This window comes from Streptomyces sp. NPDC127595 (assembly GCF_042671685.1).
GTDB lineage: Bacteria > Actinomycetota > Actinomycetes > Streptomycetales > Streptomycetaceae > Streptomyces.
The window spans coordinates 340,194-354,953 of sequence record NZ_JBHXWK010000002.1 but is presented as its reverse complement, the minus strand read 5'-3'; the positions used below and the strand labels follow the sequence as shown (position 1 = coordinate 354,953).

At 69.6% G+C, this 14,760-nt stretch carries 17 protein-coding genes and 1 pseudogene; 7 read left to right on the top strand and 11 right to left on the bottom strand.

The window, feature by feature from the left end; all coding sequences use genetic code 11:
- The first annotated feature begins 193 nt into the window (after positions 1-193).
- A pseudogene (locus ACFVKT_RS08105) lies at positions 194-1,087 on the top strand (endonuclease/exonuclease/phosphatase family protein).
- Between the two features lie 69 nt (positions 1,088-1,156).
- Here ACFVKT_RS08105 and ACFVKT_RS08100 read toward each other — a convergent pair.
- The 4 genes from ACFVKT_RS08100 to ACFVKT_RS08085 all read right to left on the bottom strand — a co-directional run bounded on the left by ACFVKT_RS08100 (position 1,157) and on the right by ACFVKT_RS08085 (position 4,319).
- A complete protein-coding gene (locus ACFVKT_RS08100; protein ID WP_385728812.1) occupies positions 1,157-2,119 on the bottom strand; it encodes an electron transfer flavoprotein subunit alpha/FixB family protein in 963 nt (320 codons plus the stop codon).
- 67 nt (positions 2,120-2,186) lie between these two features.
- Positions 2,187-2,972, bottom strand: a complete 786-nt coding sequence (locus ACFVKT_RS08095; RefSeq protein ID WP_385728810.1) for an electron transfer flavoprotein subunit beta/FixA family protein — start codon at positions 2,970-2,972, stop codon at positions 2,187-2,189.
- Between the two features lie 216 nt (positions 2,973-3,188).
- Positions 3,189-3,698: a flavin reductase family protein gene (locus ACFVKT_RS08090; RefSeq protein ID WP_385728808.1), complete on the bottom strand. Its 510-nt coding sequence runs from the start codon at positions 3,696-3,698 to the stop codon at positions 3,189-3,191.
- A 207-nt stretch (positions 3,699-3,905) separates the two neighbouring features.
- Positions 3,906-4,319 (bottom strand): TlpA family protein disulfide reductase, encoded by a 414-nt coding sequence (locus ACFVKT_RS08085; protein ID WP_385729914.1) that lies wholly within the window; start codon positions 4,317-4,319, stop codon positions 3,906-3,908.
- Positions 4,320-4,394: 75 nt separating this feature from the next.
- Here ACFVKT_RS08085 and ACFVKT_RS08080 point away from each other — a divergent pair, with 75 nt between their 5' ends.
- Together ACFVKT_RS08080 and ACFVKT_RS08075 are read left to right on the top strand one after the other, a co-directional pair.
- Positions 4,395-4,811, top strand: coding sequence for a DUF4395 domain-containing protein (locus ACFVKT_RS08080; RefSeq protein ID WP_385728806.1), 417 nt, complete (start codon positions 4,395-4,397; stop codon positions 4,809-4,811).
- 183 nt (positions 4,812-4,994) lie between these two features.
- Positions 4,995-5,723: a lysophospholipid acyltransferase family protein gene (locus ACFVKT_RS08075; protein WP_385728804.1), complete on the top strand. Its 729-nt coding sequence runs from the start codon at positions 4,995-4,997 to the stop codon at positions 5,721-5,723.
- Between the two features lie 4 nt (positions 5,724-5,727).
- Here the strand turns inward: ACFVKT_RS08075 and ACFVKT_RS08070 are convergent, their stop codons facing one another.
- The 5 genes from ACFVKT_RS08070 to ACFVKT_RS08050 all read right to left on the bottom strand — a co-directional run bounded on the left by ACFVKT_RS08070 (position 5,728) and on the right by ACFVKT_RS08050 (position 10,353).
- A complete protein-coding gene (locus tag ACFVKT_RS08070) occupies positions 5,728-6,420 on the bottom strand; it encodes a B3/4 domain-containing protein (RefSeq protein ID WP_385728802.1) in 693 nt (230 codons plus the stop codon).
- Positions 6,421-6,428: 8 nt separating this feature from the next.
- Complete coding sequence (locus ACFVKT_RS08065) at positions 6,429-7,001, bottom strand: transglutaminase domain-containing protein (RefSeq protein ID WP_385728801.1); 573 nt, start codon at positions 6,999-7,001, stop codon at positions 6,429-6,431.
- A gap of 81 nt (positions 7,002-7,082) precedes the next feature.
- On the bottom strand, positions 7,083-8,165 hold the full coding sequence (locus ACFVKT_RS08060; RefSeq protein ID WP_385729912.1) for a threonine aldolase family protein: 1,083 nt from the start codon (positions 8,163-8,165) through the stop codon (positions 7,083-7,085).
- A complete protein-coding gene (locus ACFVKT_RS08055; RefSeq protein ID WP_385729910.1) occupies positions 8,162-8,920 on the bottom strand; it encodes an SDR family NAD(P)-dependent oxidoreductase in 759 nt (252 codons plus the stop codon). Before ACFVKT_RS08055 ends, ACFVKT_RS08060 begins: the two co-directional genes overlap by 4 nt.
- 35 nt (positions 8,921-8,955) lie before the next feature.
- Positions 8,956-10,353 carry a DUF6421 family protein gene (locus ACFVKT_RS08050; protein WP_385728799.1) on the bottom strand — a complete coding sequence of 466 codons (1,398 nt, stop codon included), beginning with the start codon at positions 10,351-10,353 and terminating at the stop codon, positions 8,956-8,958.
- 379 nt (positions 10,354-10,732) lie between these two features.
- Here ACFVKT_RS08050 and ACFVKT_RS08045 point away from each other — a divergent pair, with 379 nt between their 5' ends.
- Positions 10,733-11,416 (top strand): glycerophosphodiester phosphodiesterase, encoded by a 684-nt coding sequence (locus ACFVKT_RS08045; RefSeq protein WP_385728797.1) that lies wholly within the window; start codon positions 10,733-10,735, stop codon positions 11,414-11,416.
- A 3-nt stretch (positions 11,417-11,419) separates the two neighbouring features.
- Here ACFVKT_RS08045 and ACFVKT_RS08040 read toward each other — a convergent pair whose 3' ends face one another.
- A complete protein-coding gene (locus ACFVKT_RS08040) occupies positions 11,420-11,962 on the bottom strand; it encodes a GNAT family N-acetyltransferase (RefSeq protein ID WP_385728795.1) in 543 nt (180 codons plus the stop codon).
- Between the two features lie 70 nt (positions 11,963-12,032).
- Here ACFVKT_RS08040 and ACFVKT_RS08035 point away from each other — a divergent pair, with 70 nt between their 5' ends.
- Positions 12,033-12,419: a VOC family protein gene (locus tag ACFVKT_RS08035; protein WP_385728794.1), complete on the top strand. Its 387-nt coding sequence runs from the start codon at positions 12,033-12,035 to the stop codon at positions 12,417-12,419.
- A gap of 68 nt (positions 12,420-12,487) precedes the next feature.
- Positions 12,488-13,252: a VOC family protein gene (locus ACFVKT_RS08030; RefSeq protein ID WP_385728792.1), complete on the top strand. Its 765-nt coding sequence runs from the start codon at positions 12,488-12,490 to the stop codon at positions 13,250-13,252.
- Between the two features lie 23 nt (positions 13,253-13,275).
- Here the strand turns inward: ACFVKT_RS08030 and ACFVKT_RS08025 are convergent, their stop codons facing one another.
- The gene (locus tag ACFVKT_RS08025; RefSeq protein WP_385728789.1) at positions 13,276-13,869 is read right to left on the bottom strand and encodes a MarR family winged helix-turn-helix transcriptional regulator; all 594 of its coding nucleotides are present in this window, start codon (positions 13,867-13,869) and stop codon (positions 13,276-13,278) included.
- A 239-nt stretch (positions 13,870-14,108) separates the two neighbouring features.
- Between ACFVKT_RS08025 and ACFVKT_RS08020 the strand changes: the two genes are divergently transcribed.
- Complete coding sequence (locus ACFVKT_RS08020; protein WP_385728787.1) at positions 14,109-14,654, top strand: DUF5134 domain-containing protein; 546 nt, start codon at positions 14,109-14,111, stop codon at positions 14,652-14,654.
- Positions 14,655-14,760: the final 106 nt, after the last annotated feature.

Genomic DNA, 14,760 nt, shown 5'->3' with positions numbered 1-14,760 from the left:
ATGTTTTCCGCAGTACGGAATCAACAATCCGTAGAACGAAGTTATCCGGGGACCTTCCCGCCGGTCAACACCCTCTTGGGCACCGGGTCACTCCCCGAACCCGCCGCGTTCACTCCCCTCTCAGCTGCCTCCAGCACACTGCGGTTCGCACCCTTCATCATCCTGCGCGAGACCAGCGATCGAAGGAGCACGCGTGCCGAACGCCAGAAGACTCACCCGTCCCACGGGACTCAAGACCGCAGTGGCCGCCGCGGTCGCGTTACCCCTGCTGAGCACGACGTCCGCCTCCGCCGCCGGGAGAGCCGCCCTCCGCCTGGAGGCCATGACGTTCAACCTGCGCTACGCGAGCACCACGGAACCCAACAACTGAGCCGCCCGCCGTCCCGTGACGCGGGCTCTGCTGCTCCAGGAACAGCCCCAGGTCATCGGCACCCAGGAGTGCCTCTACCAGCAGGTCCTCGACATCGAGGCCGATCTCGGACCGCACTACGACTGGATCGGCACCGGCCGCGCGGGCGGCAGCCGGGACGAGTTCATGGCGGTCTTCTACAACACCCGCCGGCTGGCCCCGGTCGAATACGACCACTTCCGGCTCTCGGACACCCCTGCCCTGATCGGCTCGAACACCTGGGGCGGTGGCTCCATCCGCATGGTCACCGGGGTCCGCTTCCGCGATCTCGGCAACGGCGGGCGGGAGCTCCACTTCCTCAACACCCACCTGGACAACGCGAGCCAGAACGCACGCGCGCGTGCCGCCGCGCTGATCAGCCAACGCATCGCGGGACTCGGCCGTTCCGTGCCGCTGACCGTGACCGGCGACTTCAACGTCGGGGCCCACAAGAACCCCGTCTACGACACGATGCCGGCCGCCGGACTCGTCGACACCTGGGACACGGCGGCCGAACGCAGCAAGCTGTACGCCACCTTCCACGGCTACCAGCCGCTGACACCGGACGGCGACCGCATCGACCGGATCCTCGCCACGCCGGGTGTGACCGCACACCGCTCCACGGTCAACACCTTCTCCCTGGGCGGCCAGTTCCCGAGCGGCCAAATGCCCGTACGGGCGACGCTGACCCCGCCATGAGCAAGAGGCCCCTGCGCCGCGTCAACCGCGGCGGCAGGGGCCTCTGTTCATGCCTCGTACGTCGGAGACTCAGCCCTTGCGGGACTTGATCTCCTCGGTGAGCTGCGGGACGACCTCGAAGAGGTCGCCGACGACGCCGTAGTCGACGAGGTCGAAGATCGGGGCCTCGGAGTCCTTGTTGATGGCGACGATGGTCTTCGAGGTCTGCATGCCCGCGCGGTGCTGGATCGCACCGGAGATTCCCGAGGCGATGTAGAGCTGCGGGGAGACCGACTTGCCGGTCTGGCCGACCTGGTTGGAGTGCGGGTACCAGCCGGCGTCGACCGCCGCGCGCGAGGCACCCACGGCCGCGCCGAGGGAGTCGGCGAGCCCCTCGATGATCGCGAAGTTCTCGGCGCCGTTGACGCCACGGCCGCCGGATACCACGATCGCGGCCTCGGTCAGCTCGGGGCGGCCGCTGGCGGCGCGTGGGGTGCGCGCGGTGACCTTCGTGCCGGTGGCCTTCTCGGAGAAGGACACGGCGAGGGCCTCGACGGTGCCCGCGGCCGGGGCGGCCTCCACGGCGGCCGAGTTCGGCTTGACCGTGATGACCGGGGTGCCCTTGGACACCCGGGACTTGGTGGTGAAGGAGGCGGCGAACGCGGACTGCGTGGCCACCGGGCCCTCGTCGCCGGCCTCCAGGTCGACGGCGTCGGTGATGATGCCGCCGCCGATACGGAGCGCGAGGCGGGCCGCGATCTCCTTGCCCTCGGCGGAGGACGGCACAAGCACGGCGGCCGGGGACACGGCGTCGTACGCGGCCTGGAGCGCGTCCACCTTCGGTACGACCAGGTAGTCGGTGAACTCGGGGGCGTCGGCGGTGAGGACCTTGACCGCGCCGTGCTCGGCGAGCGCGGGGGCGGTGGCCTCGGCGCCGGAGCCGAGGGCGACGGCGACGGGCTCGCCGATACGGCGGGCCAGGGTCAGCAGCTCGAGGGTGGGCTTGCGGACGGCGCCGTCCACGTGGTCGACGTAGACGAGAACTTCAGCCATGGGACTTCTTCTCTCCTGCTTGCGAAAGATGAGGGGCGGTCAGGGAGCCTGCGGCAGGCCGGTGTTCTCAGATGAACTTCTGGCCCGCGAGGAACTCGGCGAGCTGCTTGCCGCCCTCGCCCTCGTCCTTGACGATCGTGCCGGCGGTGCGCGCGGGGCGCTCGGTCGCGGAGTCGACCTTGGTCCAGGCGCCTTCGAGGCCCACCTCGTCCGCCTCGATCTCCAGGTCCTCCAGGTCCCAGGCCTCCACCGGCTTCTTCTTGGCGGCCATGATGCCCTTGAAGGACGGGTAACGCGCCTCGCCCGACTGGTCGGTGACCGACACGACCGCCGGGAGGGAGGCCTCGAGCTGCTCGGAGGCGGAGTCGCCGTCGCGGCGGCCCTTGACCACGCCACCCTCGACGGAGACCTCGGAGAGCAGGGTGACCTGAGGAACGCCGAGACGCTCGGCCAGCAGGGCCGGGATGACACCCGCGGTGCCGTCGGTGGACGCCATGCCGGAGATGACCAGGTCGAAGCCGGCCTTCTCGATGGCCTTCGCCAGCACCAGCGACGTACCGATCGCGTCGGTGCCGTGCAGGTCGTCGTCCTCGACGTGGATGGCCTTGTCCGCGCCCATCGACAGCGCCTTGCGCAGCGCGTCCTTGGCGTCCGCGGGGCCGACGGTCAGCACCGTGATCTCGGCGTCATCGGCTTCGTCGGCGATCTGCAGCGCCTGCTCCACCGCGTATTCGTCGAGCTCCGAGAGCAGACCGTCCACGTCGTCACGGTCGACGGTCAGGTCATCGGCGAAGTGCCGGTCGCCGGTGGCGTCGGGCACGTACTTCACAGTGACAACGATCCTCAAGCTCACGCCGGCTCTCCTACTGCATCGTCATTTTTGGCTGCCTTCTTATCGGCAGCATAGGCGCCTGAAGCGGCCGATCCCGGTCGGGGCGGCCCGCGCTCCGACCGAAATATTACTCACCAGTACACCCAGTGGATGCCCACTAAGCAAGCGCTTTGAACTGTGACGTTCGCAACGCTGCGTAACCGACGGGTAGGGCCGACGAGTAGGACCGGACTCTGCTCAGTCGCGCAGGCCGTTGAAGCGCCCCTCGTGGTAGAGCAGCGGGCTGCCGGCGCCCGACGGGTCGCCGAGGACGACCTCGGCCAGGACGATGCGGTGATCCCCCGCGGGCACGCGCGCGACGACACGGCATACGAGCCACGCGAGGACGTCGTCGAGCACCGGAACGCCTTCGGGGCCGTTACGCCAACGGGTGGGCGCGCCGAAACGGTCGGCGCCGCTCCTGGCGAAGGTGCCGGCGAGTTCCTGCTGGTGTTCCCCGAGTATGTGCACGCCGATGTGGTCGGACTCGGAGACCGCGGGCCAGCTGGAGGCGCCCACGCCGATCCCGAAGGAGACGATCGGGGGCTCGGCGGAGACCGAGGTGAGCGACGTGGCGGTGAAGCCGACGGGGCCGTCGCCGCCGGGAGCCGTGATCACGGCGACACCGGCCGCGTGCCGCCTGAAGACGGAGCGCAGCAGTTCGGGGGAGGCGAGCTGGGGGGTACCGAGGTCGGGCGTGGCCGTCATGGACCTGTTCCTTCTGCGAGAGGTGACGGGCTGATCCGTGGCTGCTCAGCAGCCCGGACAGCGCGCACTCGCGGTTCGGGCCAGGTCCACGTGGACGCGCTCGAAGAGAAGGAGTTCCGGGGGCATACGGTCAGGCTGACGATAGGTGGTGGGTGCAGTCAAGTGCGTTCCGGTATCTGGGAGGTGCCTCACCTTGGTCACCACGGGTCAGACGGCCTCCCCCAGCGCGGCGATCACATCCGCCTTGCGCGGCTGCCCCGTCGCCCGCCGCACGATCCGCCCGTCGGCGTCGAGCACGAGGACGGTCGGGGTCTTGAGGATGTCGAGTTCGCGTACGAGGTCCAGGTGGCCCTCCGCGTCGATCTCCACGTGGGACACCCCGGGGACCAGCTCCGCCACCTCGGCGAGGATCCGCCGGGTCGCCCGGCAGGGAGCACAGAAGGCGCTGGAGAACTGGACGAGCGTGGCCCGCTCGCCGAGCCCCTCCCCCAACTCGGCCGCGCCGAGCAGCTTTCCGCCGTCGCGCCCGCGCACCCTCACCCTCCCGCTCCGCCGCCGATGCAGCACTCCGTAGGCGCTCGCCACCGCGAGCACCACCACGCACACCACGAGTCCGTTCATCTTCTCCACAAGCATTCACGAGACCGCAAAGATTCCCGGCTACGGGAATCGCGCCCGGTGCGGAATGCTTGGTTCATGGAAATCGATGTGAGAGGGCCGCGGTTCGGTGCGGCCGTGACGACCCTCGTGCTGGCGGTCGTCCTGATCAGCGGCAGCGCCTGGCTGCTCGCCTGGCAGACGCTGGCGTTCGCGCTGGGTGCGGCGGGCGGTGTGGGGCGCTCCCCGTACGGCTGGCTGTTCCGCAAGGCCGTACGCCCGCGGATCGGGCCGCCTACGGAGTTCGAGGCACCGGAGCCGCCGCGATTCGCGCAGACGGTCGGCCTCGCGTTCGCGGTCGTGGGGCTCGTCGGCTACGTAGTGGGGCCGCAGTGGCTGGGGCTCGCGGCGACCGGGTGCGCGCTCGCGGCCGCGTTCCTCAATGCCGCGTTCGGTTACTGCCTCGGGTGCGAGATGTACCTGCTAGTGCGCCGAGTCACAGTACGTACGGAGTAAAGGGGGGTTAAAACTCCGAGGTGGATCAAGGGGTGACGTGACGAGGATCTCGCCCGGTCCGGGCACCAGGACTGGCCACTCGTCCGTTCTTCGGGCACGATCTGCGCAATGCCGTAAACCTACGGCTGCGTAACTTTCGCCGGGAAACCCCTTCCCAGGCAGAGAGAAGGGCCCACCCCGTCCATGGCAGAGCTTGTCTACCGTCCCGTCGTCGGTCTCGCCCAAGTGTTGTTCAAGGCATGGGACCTCAAGATCGACTGCAAGGGATCGGAGAACATTCCGCGCTCGGGCGGCGCTGTGCTGGTCAGCAACCACATCAGCTATCTGGACTTCATCTTCGACGGCATGGCCGCCCTGCCGCAGAAGCGCCTCGTGCGCTTCATGGCGAAGGAGTCGGTGTTCCGGCACAAGATCTCCGGACCGCTGATGCGGGGCATGAAGCACATCCCGGTGGACCGCAAGCAGGGTGAGACGGCATACCAGCACGCGCTGGAGTCGCTGCGCTCCGGCGAGATCATCGGCGTCTTCCCCGAGGCCACCATCTCGCCGTCGTTCACCCTGAAGAGCTTCAAGTCGGGTGCCGCGCGCATGGCGCAGGAGGCCGGCGTGCCGCTGATCCCGATGGCGGTGTGGGGCACCCAGCGCCTGTGGACCAAGGGTCACCCGCGCAACTTCAAGCGCAGCCACACCCCGATCACCATCCGGGTCGGCGAGCCCGTCGAGGCTCCGAAGGACCAGTACGCGGGGGCGATCACCCGGCGGCTGCGTGACCGCGTACAGGAGCTCCTCGAAGCCGCGCAGCGCGCCTACCCCGTGCGGCCCAAGGGGCCGGACGACACCTGGTGGATGCCCGCGCACCTCGGTGGCACCGCGCCGACCCCCGAAGAGGTGAAGGCGGCCGAGGCGCGCTGAATCGTCACTCCGGGGCGTGGACGGTGATCCGCGCCCCGGGGCTGAACTTCTCCAGGAGTTCGGCGAGTTCGGCTCCGGCCCGCGTGACGTCGGCCACCGGCATCGGCGCCAGGCTCTCCAGCAGGAAGACCGCGGAGACCGACTCCTCGGTGAGCCGCGTGCGCGGCCCCTGGCGCCAGTTCCAGCGGCGGCAGGTCACCCCCGCGTCGTCGCACCACACCACCTCGCCCGCGTCGGGGTGCTCAACAGCCTCCTCGCCGCCCGCGACGGTCACGAAGTCCTCGTCCCCCGTGGCCCGCACGAGGCGCATCCCGCCCTGGATCCGGTCGATGTCCTCCCCGCCCACCGGGATCAAGTGGGCGACGCTGATGGCGTTGTAGAGGTCGACCAGCAGGTTGATCCGGGGCAGCCCGGCGTCCGAGAGCGCCCGTTTGGCCAGCGCCTCCGCCGAGTTGCGGGTCCGCGAGGGCTTGGAGCCGAACGCCGTGTAGGTCTCCCGCCAGGCAGCCATGTGCGGGTCCTCGTGCGGAGCGCGACCGTCCAGTCGTACGACCAGCCGGCGGGCCGCGTCTTCGAGCAGCGCCGAAGTCCTTTCGGTACTGGGCCCGTTGACGAGTCCGTACGCCTCGATGGCGAGGTGGGTGAAGCCGGGCGCGAGGGCGCGCACCTCGTCGGACACGGTGAGTGTGAGGGTCATGGCCTGCCTCAGAGTGCGGTGGGGAGCGTCTGCCAGAGGTGCGGCCGGTCTGAGGCGGCCTTGAGGGCGCTCAGCACAACCGGGTGAGGTTCAGCGTACAGTACCGGGTAGTCCATCTCATTGAACTCCTGGTCCGGAGTGAAGGCCAGCTGTTCACCGTCCAGGGAGAACTGGGCGTCCACTCCCGGTTTGTTGCCGCGCGGGTCCTGGCGGTGCCAGGCACCCCTGAACCGCACGGCGACGAGCCCGTGCACCTCGTCGAACTTCTGATAGCAGAACGCCGTCGGGATGTCCTCGGCCCGCAGCAGCGCGGCAAGGGCATGGGCCTTGGCGTAACAGATCCCGGTGCGCTGCTCCAGTACGTCGGACGCGCGCCAGGTGACACGCAAGTCGCCGGAGTCCTGTGAGTGCGGGATCTCATCGCGGACGAATTCGAATACGGACCGTGCATAGGCATACGAGTCGGCGGATCCCTTGGCGAGCCGTGCGGCCGTCTCGCGCACCAGCGGATGGTGATGGTCGATGACCTCGTCGGCGGCCAAGTACGCGGACAGGTCTGTGGTTTTCTGGATCAGCTCCATGCCCGCAGAGCATAGGAATGCGACCACCCGAGAGTCAATGACTTTTCAGGTGACCGCATACCTATGCATCACTGCCCCGGGTTACGGGTGCGCCATCTCCTCCTTGAGTGCCGCTACGAACCCGTCCACGTCGTCCTCGGTGGTGTCGAAGGCGCACATCCAGCGGACGTCGCCCGCGGCCTCGTCCCAGAAGTAGAAGCGGTGGCGCTTCTGCAGGCGCTCGCTCACGTCGTGCGGAAGGCGCGCGAATACCGCGTTGGCCTGGACCGGGTAGAGGATCTCCACGCCGTGCACCGCGCGCACCCCCTCGGCGAGCCGCTGGGCCATCTCGTTGGCATGGCGGGCGTTGCGCAGCCAGAGGTCCTTGGCGAGCAGCGCCTCCAACTGCACGGAGACGAAGCGCATCTTGGAGGCGAGCTGCATCGACAGCTTGCGCAGGTGCTTCATGTGGCTGACGGCGTCCGGGTTGAGGACGACGACGGCCTCGCCGAACAGGGCGCCGTTCTTCGTGCCGCCCAGCGAGAGGATGTCGACGCCGACCGCGTTGGTGAACGTCCGCATGGGGACGTCCAGGGAGGCGGCCGCGTTCGATATCCGGGACCCGTCCAGGTGCACCTTCATGCCGTGCGCGTGGGCGTGGTCGCAGATCGCCCGGATCTTGTCGGGTGTGTAGAGGGTGCCCAGTTCGGTGCTCTGGGTGATCGAGACGACCTGCGGCATCGCCCGGTGCTCGTCGTCCCAGCCGTACGCCTGCCGGTCGATCAGCTCGGGCGTGAGCTTGCCGTCGGGGGTGGGCACGGTGAGCAGTTTGAGGCCGCCCATGCGCTCGGGGGCGCCGCCCTCGTCGACGTTGATGTGCGCGCTCTCGGCGCAGATCACCGCGCCCCAGCGGTCGGTGACGGCCTGCAGCGCGACCACGTTCGCGCCCGTTCCGTTGAAGACCGGGAAGGCCTCGGCCGTGGCTCCGAAGTGGCTGCGGACGATGCGCTGGAGGTTGGCGGTGTAGTCGTCCTCGCCGTACGCGACCTGGTGTCCGCCGTTGGCGAGGGCCAGGGCGGCGAGCACCTCGGGGTGGGCCCCCGCGTAGTTGTCGCTGGCGAAGCCCCGGACGGCCGGGTCGTGGTGACGCCGGGCCGCTGTATACGGGGCCTTGGGAGGGTTCACGGCTTCTCGGTCAGCCACAGACGTTTTCCGTTCACTTCAGCGGCGGGCTTGTCCCAGACGCCGGCGATGGCATCGGCCAGCTCCTTGACGTCCGTGAAGCCCGCGAACTTCGCGTTCGGGCGCTCGGCGCGCATCGCGTCGTGCACCAGTGCCTTGACGACCAGGATGGCAGCCGCGGAGGTCGGCCCCTGCTCGCCCCCGGCCTTGCGGAAGTAGTCGGCCATGGCGAGCGTCCAGGCCTCGGCGGCGGCCTTGGCGGCGGCATAGGCCGCGTTGCCCGCGGTGGGCTTGCTGGCGCCGGCCGCGCTGGTCAGGACGTACCGGCCGCGCTCGCTGCGCTGCAGCGCCTCGTGGAAGGCGAGGGAGGTGTGCTGCACGGTGCGGATGAGCAGCAGTTCGAGGAGGTCCCAGTCATCGAGGACGGTCTTGGTGAACGTCTCGCTGCCCCGCCAGCCGCCGACGAGGTGGACCAGGCCGTCGACGCGGCCGAAGTCCTTCTCGATACGGGTGGCCCAGTCGCGCGTCGACCGGAGGTCGAGAAGGTCGACCGTCTCACCGACGACGGTGGCGCCGCCGTACGCGTAGCGGGCCGCGTCCACAGCCTCCGCGAGGCGCTCGGGGTCGTTGTCCGAGCCGACGACGGTCGCGCCCGCCTCGGCGAGCCGCAGCAGTGTCGCGCGGCCCGCGGGGCCGCCTGCGCCCGCCACCGCGATCACCGCTCCGCCGAGTGCTCCGTTGCCGTTTCCGTTGGACATCGTCTTCGCCTCCGATACGTCCTCGGCACGGGCACTCACGCGGCGACCTGCTCGGCCTTCGCCGCGGTGATGCCCTTGGTGGAGGCGATCACGTGCTTGAGCTTCTTGGCGAGCGCCTCATAGAACATGCTCAGGGGAAACTCGTCAGGAAGCACGTCGTCGACGAGCTTGCGCGGAGGCTGGGTCACGTCCAGCGCGTCCGGGCCCTTGGCCCAGCGGGAGCCCGGGTGCGGGGCGAGATACGTGGCGACCAGCTCGTACGCCTTGAACCAGTGGACGAGCTTGGGGCGGTCGATGCCGGCGCGGTAGAGGTCCTCGATCTCCGCGCACAGCTGGTTGGTGACCTGCGGGGCGCGCTGCCAGTCGATGTGCAGCTTGTTGTCGGTCCAGCGGACGACGTCGTGCTTGTGGAGGTAGGCGAAGAGAAGCTGGCCGCCGAGGCCGTCGTAATTGCGGACGCGCTCGCCGGTTACGGGGAAGCGGAACATCCGGTCGAAGAGCACGGCGTACTGCACGTCACGGCCCTGCGGGAAACCGTCGGCCTCCAGCTTCACGGCCTCCTTGAAGGCGGTGAGGTCGCAGCGCAGCTCCTCCAGGCCGTACATCCAGAACGGCTGGCGCTGCTTGATCATGAACGGGTCGAAGGGCAGGTCGCCATGGCTGTGGGTGCGGTCGTGGACCATGTCCCAGAGCACGAAGGCCTGCTCGCAGCGCTCCTGGTCCTGAACCATCGCGGCGATGTCCTCGGGCAGCTCCAGACCGAGGATGCCCACGGCGGCATCGGTGACGGCGCGGAAGCGGGCGGCCTCACGGTCGCAGAAGATGCCGCCCCAGGAGAAGCGCTCGGGTGCCTCGCGCACGGCGATGGTCTCCGGGAAGAGCACGGCCGAGTTGGTGTCGTAGCCGGCGGTGAAGTCCTCGAAGGTGATGCCGCAGAACAGCGGGTTGTCGTAGCGGGTGCGCTCCAGCTCGGCCAGCCAGTCCGGCCACACCATGCGCAGTACGACCGCTTCGAAGTTGCGGTCCGGGTTGCCGTTCTGCGTGTACATCGGGAACACGACCAGGTGCTGGAGGCCGTCCTCGCGGTGCGCGGCGGGCCGGAAGGCCAGCAGCGAGTCGAGGAAGTCGGGCACCTGGAAGCCCTCGTCGGCCCAGCGGCGCAGATCCTTCACAAGGGCCTCGTGATAGGCGGCGTCGTGCGGCAGCAGCGGGGCGAGCCGCTCGATCGCGTCAATGGCACGGCGTACGGCCAGATCCGCGTCGGACGCGTCCGGCGCGCCCTCCACGGCGAAGTCGATCGAGCCGTCCTTGGCCTGCCACGGCCTGATCTCCTCCACGGTGTCCTTGAGGACAGGCCATGCGGGGTGCTCCACCACACTGGCCACGGAAGGAGCCTGCTCCTCCGTACCTACCCGCACAAGAATTTCCGTCATGTCCCACCCTCCACAGGAGAACCTCGCGTAAGAACACCGTATGCGAGTGGACTTCCTTCTCACAAGCGGGAACTCGGGGCATTATCCTGCGCACCCGCATCTTCACCGCTTTTTTTCCTGCCGGAAACCGTTCGGGCGGCTACCACTGCCGGATGCGGCGAAGGCATCGCCCGGAGTCAACCGCCGCCGGGACTCGCCCACCGCGGAGTGACCCGGGGTGGCGGCGCCGGGCGGGTCTTCCCTGACCGGCGGGGTCATTGGCCCTCGTACGAGCGGGTACATCGCAGAGCAGGGCCATTAGGCTGCGGCCTTGCCGCGTGGGCGCCGCCGTCGGAACCACGCGCGAGCCGAGCCGCCGTCGACGGAAGCGAGTCGCATCTTGAACTTCCTCACCATCGGTCACCGCGGAATCATGGGTGTCGAACCCGAGAACACCCTCCGTTCCTTCATCGCCGCCCAGCACGCGGGCCTCGACCTGATCGAACTCGATCTGCATCTGAGCAAGGACGGCGCCCTCGTCGTCATGCACGACGCCGAAGTGGACCGTACGACCGACGGGTCGGGGCCGATCGCCGAGAAGACCCTCGCCGAGCTGCGCGCGCTGGACGCGGGACGCGGTGAGAGGGTTCCCGTCTTCGAGGAGGTCCTCGACGCCCTCACGACGCCGCTCCAGGCCGAGATCAAGGATGTGGCGGCGGCACGGGCGCTGGCCGAGGTCATGCACCGGCGGGACCTGGTCGGACAGGTCGAGGTGTCCTCGTTCCACGACGAGGCGATCGACGAGATCGCCCGGCTCGTGCCAGGCGCCCGCACCGCGCTGATCGCGAGCCGGTACGGCACCGACGTGGTGGACCGCGCCGTGGACGTCGGCGCCGCGACCGTCTGTCTCAACATCCGCCGGCTGACCCTGGAGGTCGTCGAGCACGCCCGCAAGGCCGACCTGCGGATCATCGGCTGGGTGGTGAACACCCAGGACCAGCTGCGGCTGGTGCGCGCCCTGGGACTGGACGGCGCCACCACCGACTATCCCGAGATCAAGCGCACCGGCCGCTTCACCGCATGAACGTCACACCAGCGGCTTGACCAGCAGCTCGAACTGCAGGTCGTCGCGCTGCGGGATGCCGAACTGCTCATCGCCGTACGGGAAGGGACTCATCTTTCCCGTACGGCGGTAGCCGCGCCGCTCGTACCAGGCGATGAGGTCCTCGCGTACGGAGATCACCGTCATGTGCATCTCCTCGGCGCCCCAGACCTCGCGCGCGTGGCGCTCAGCCTCGGCGATGATCACCTTGCCGAGGCCCGCGCCCTGAAGCGCTGGGCTGACCGCGAACATGCCGAAGTAGGCGTGGTCGCCGCGGTGTTCGAGCTGGCAGCAGGCCACGACCGCGCCGTCCCGCTCGACGGTCACCAGCCTGCTGTCCGGCGACTTGATGACCGCGAGCACGCCCTCGGGGCCGGTCCGCTGCCCTTCGAGGATGTCCGCCTCCGTGGTCCAGCCCGCCCGGCTGGAGTCCCCGCGGTACGCCGACTCGATCAGCGCCACCAGGGCGTCCACATCGCTGTCGGTGGCATCGCGGAAGGTCAGTCCGGTGGAGGCGGTGGTGTCCATGGAGCGGTTCTCCGTTCGGTGGCGCGGCTCGGGCACCGCCGAGCGTAACCCTCCCCTACGCTTCGGCTGCATGGTGCATGTACTGAGCAGCCGAACCCTCCTGCGCCCCACCGACCCGGAGCGCTCCCGCGCCTTCTACGGCGAGAAGCTGGGGCTCGCCGTCTACCGCGAGTTCGGTACGGGCCCCGGACGCGGCACCGTCTACTTCCTCGGCGGCGGCTTCCTGGAGGTCGCGGGGCGCTCCGAGACGCCGCCGTCCCCCGCGGTGAAGCTGTGGCTCCAGGTCGCGGACGCGCAGGCGGCGCACGAGGAACTGGCGGCCGCCGGTGTCGAGATCCTGCGGTCGCCGGTGAAGGAGCCATGGGGGCTGATCGAGATGTGGGTCTCGGACCCGGACGGCACCGAGATCGTGCTCGTCGAGATTCCGGCGGACCATCCGCTGCGTTCTCGCCCCTGAAGCCCCGGATGGCCGCCACGGTGGCCCGGGACTAGCGTTTTGAGGGGGTCCGCTTCGGAAGGAACCTCATGAAGCTCGACAGGCCGGTGATCGGCGGGCCCTGCTGGACAGAGCTGGGGACCAGCGATCTGGCAGCGGCCAAGCGCTTCTACGCCGACCTGTTCGGCTGGCGTCCGGAGTCTGACGCGCGCCAGGGGGCGGGCGGCTACACCGTGGCCCACCTCGGTGACGCCGCGGTCGCCGGGCTGGCGCCGCTGTACCAGGAGTCGCAGCCCGTCGCGTGGAACGTCTCATTCGCCGTGGCCGACGCGGACGCCGCCGTGGCCGCAGTGGAGGCGGCCGGCGGCACGGTGGTCCTCGGCCCGACGGACGTGTTCGACCAGGGCCGTTTCGCGGTCCTGTTCGATCCGGGCGGCGCCGCCTTCCAGCTCTGGCAGGCGCGGTCCTTCCCTGGTGCGGGGCTGTTCAACACGCCGGGCGCCCTCGGCTGGGTGGAGCTGCTCACCCGGGCCCCCGACCGGGTCACCGAGTTCTACACGACGGTGTTCGGCTGGACGGTGAACGCCTCGGAGCACTACACGCAGTGGGGTGTCGACGGCGCCGACTTCGGAGGGATGGTGACGATGGACGACAAGTTCCCGCACGAGGTTCCCTCGCACTGGCTGCCCTACTTCACCGTCGAGAACGTGGACGCCACCGCGGATGCCGCCCTCCTGGCCGGGGGCCACCTGCTCATGGAGCCCATGTCCGTGCCGCACGGCCCCCGGATCGCCGTCGTACGGGACGCCCAGGGGGCAGCCTTCGGCATCCATGTAGAGGGTGAGAAGGGCTGAGGCCTGAGCCCGGTCACGGAGATTCAGGCGCGTGACACTCTGAGTCGGCCCTCCAGTTGGCCGAGCAACTCTGCCAGCAGGTCGGCCAGTTCGCGTTGCCGGCCCAGGTCGGTGCCCGACAGGACCGTCGTCTCGTAGGAGAGCTGTTCGGGCAGGATGCCGTCCACCAGCTCGCGTCCTTCGTCGGTCAGCCGGACGTGCGCGACCCGCCGGTCACGGGTGTCGCCGCGCCGTTCGACCAGGCCTCGCTCGGTCAGCTGCTTCAGGCGCTTGGTGACGGCAGTGCCGGAGGAGAACGTCTCGCGGGCGATCTCGCTCGGGGTCAGCTCGTGTCCGGTCCGCCGCAGCGTGCCCAGGACGTCGAACTCCGGGCGGGTGAGTCCGGCAAGGCGCAGCGGGGCGTCCTCCGCCTGCTGGAGCAGGGCGGCGCAGCGGTTGATACGGCCGATGATCTCCATCGGTCCGGTGTCGAGGTCGGGTCGCACCGCCTGCCACTGCCGTACGACCGCGGCCATGGTGTCGTCGGGCCCTACCCCCCGCCCGGAGCGGGTGTCGGAGATCTCCCCCCGCTCCGCATGGGCGTTGTCGTCCGTCGTCCGCCCGTTGGCTGCCGTCATTCCTATGCGTCCTCCAAGGAGTGCGGTCCCTGCCGTCGTACCGTCGCCGCGAGCGTACGGTGTGCGGCCTCTGCGACCGGCATCACGCGGTCCTCCGGCGGGGCGCGCCGCACCGGCTCACCTGCAGTGCGCTCAGAACGCTCCCCCGTGTACACCCTTGCGCTCGCTTGCGCCCCGCCCCGGCCGGGCATGCCCTGACCGACTGTCCGATGTCCGATGCCGTCGAGGGGAGGTGCCCGATGCACGGACCGGCTTCGCCCGGCTGGCTGCTCGTCGCGCTGTGTGCGGCGACCGGGGCCTACTGCCTTCTGCGGATGCGCAGTTCCGTCGAGGAGCAGCGCCGCGCCGCGGGCGGTGAGGCGCTCATGGGCTTCGGTATGGCCGCGATGGCCGTGCCCGCGGCGGTGGCCGCGCCGCCGCGCTGGGCCTGGCTCGCCTACGCGGCCGTGTTCGGCGCAGCCGCCGTACGCGCCCTGTGGGTGGCCCGTACGAGCCCGCACCATGTGCACCATCTGGTAGGTGCCTGCGCGATGGTCTACATGGCGGGGGTGATGGCCGCCGCTCCTGGCGGGCACACCCACGGCGGTTCGGGGGTGCCGTTGCTGACCGGAGTGCTCCTGCTCTACTTCGCCGGGTATGTGCTGCGCTCGGGCCTGCGCCTGCTGCCGATGGGCAGCGTTGCCGGCGGCGCAGGGACCGTCGGCTGGGCCGACCGCCCCGAACTGTCACAGGCCTGCCGGCTGTCCATGGGGATAGCGATGCTGGCCATGCTCGTCACGCTCTGAGACCGACGGCTCCCGACCTCGGGGCGCTGTCACGACAAGACCGTGGCGTACGTCACTTTGCCGTGGTGGCCCGTATCCTCCGGCGACACCCCGCTCATAGGCTTCG

Bases quoted from the DNA above. Each gene is read 5' to 3' on its own strand.
- ACFVKT_RS08055 (WP_385729910.1), bottom strand. From the start codon at position 8,920: ATGTCCAACGGAAACGGCAACGGAGCACTCGGCGGAGCGGTGATCGCG.
- ACFVKT_RS08085 (WP_385729914.1), bottom strand. From the start codon at position 4,319: ATGAACGGACTCGTGGTGTGCGTGGTGGTGCTCGCGGTGGCGAGCGCC.
- ACFVKT_RS08030 (WP_385728792.1), top strand. From the start codon at position 12,488: ATGAAGCTCGACAGGCCGGTGATCGGCGGGCCCTGCTGGACAGAGCTG.
- ACFVKT_RS08100 (WP_385728812.1), bottom strand. From the start codon at position 2,119: ATGGCTGAAGTTCTCGTCTACGTCGACCACGTGGACGGCGCCGTCCGC.
- ACFVKT_RS08070 (WP_385728802.1), bottom strand. From the start codon at position 6,420: ATGACCCTCACACTCACCGTGTCCGACGAGGTGCGCGCCCTCGCGCCC.
- ACFVKT_RS08020 (WP_385728787.1), top strand. From the start codon at position 14,109: ATGCACGGACCGGCTTCGCCCGGCTGGCTGCTCGTCGCGCTGTGTGCG.
- ACFVKT_RS08040 (WP_385728795.1), bottom strand. From the start codon at position 11,962: ATGGACACCACCGCCTCCACCGGACTGACCTTCCGCGATGCCACCGAC.
- ACFVKT_RS08090 (WP_385728808.1), bottom strand. From the start codon at position 3,698: ATGACGGCCACGCCCGACCTCGGTACCCCCCAGCTCGCCTCCCCCGAA.
- ACFVKT_RS08080 (WP_385728806.1), top strand. From the start codon at position 4,395: ATGGAAATCGATGTGAGAGGGCCGCGGTTCGGTGCGGCCGTGACGACC.
- ACFVKT_RS08075 (WP_385728804.1), top strand. From the start codon at position 4,995: ATGGCAGAGCTTGTCTACCGTCCCGTCGTCGGTCTCGCCCAAGTGTTG.
- ACFVKT_RS08050 (WP_385728799.1), bottom strand. From the start codon at position 10,353: ATGACGGAAATTCTTGTGCGGGTAGGTACGGAGGAGCAGGCTCCTTCC.
- ACFVKT_RS08065 (WP_385728801.1), bottom strand. From the start codon at position 7,001: ATGGAGCTGATCCAGAAAACCACAGACCTGTCCGCGTACTTGGCCGCC.
- ACFVKT_RS08035 (WP_385728794.1), top strand. From the start codon at position 12,033: ATGGTGCATGTACTGAGCAGCCGAACCCTCCTGCGCCCCACCGACCCG.
- ACFVKT_RS08025 (WP_385728789.1), bottom strand. From the start codon at position 13,869: ATGACGGCAGCCAACGGGCGGACGACGGACGACAACGCCCATGCGGAG.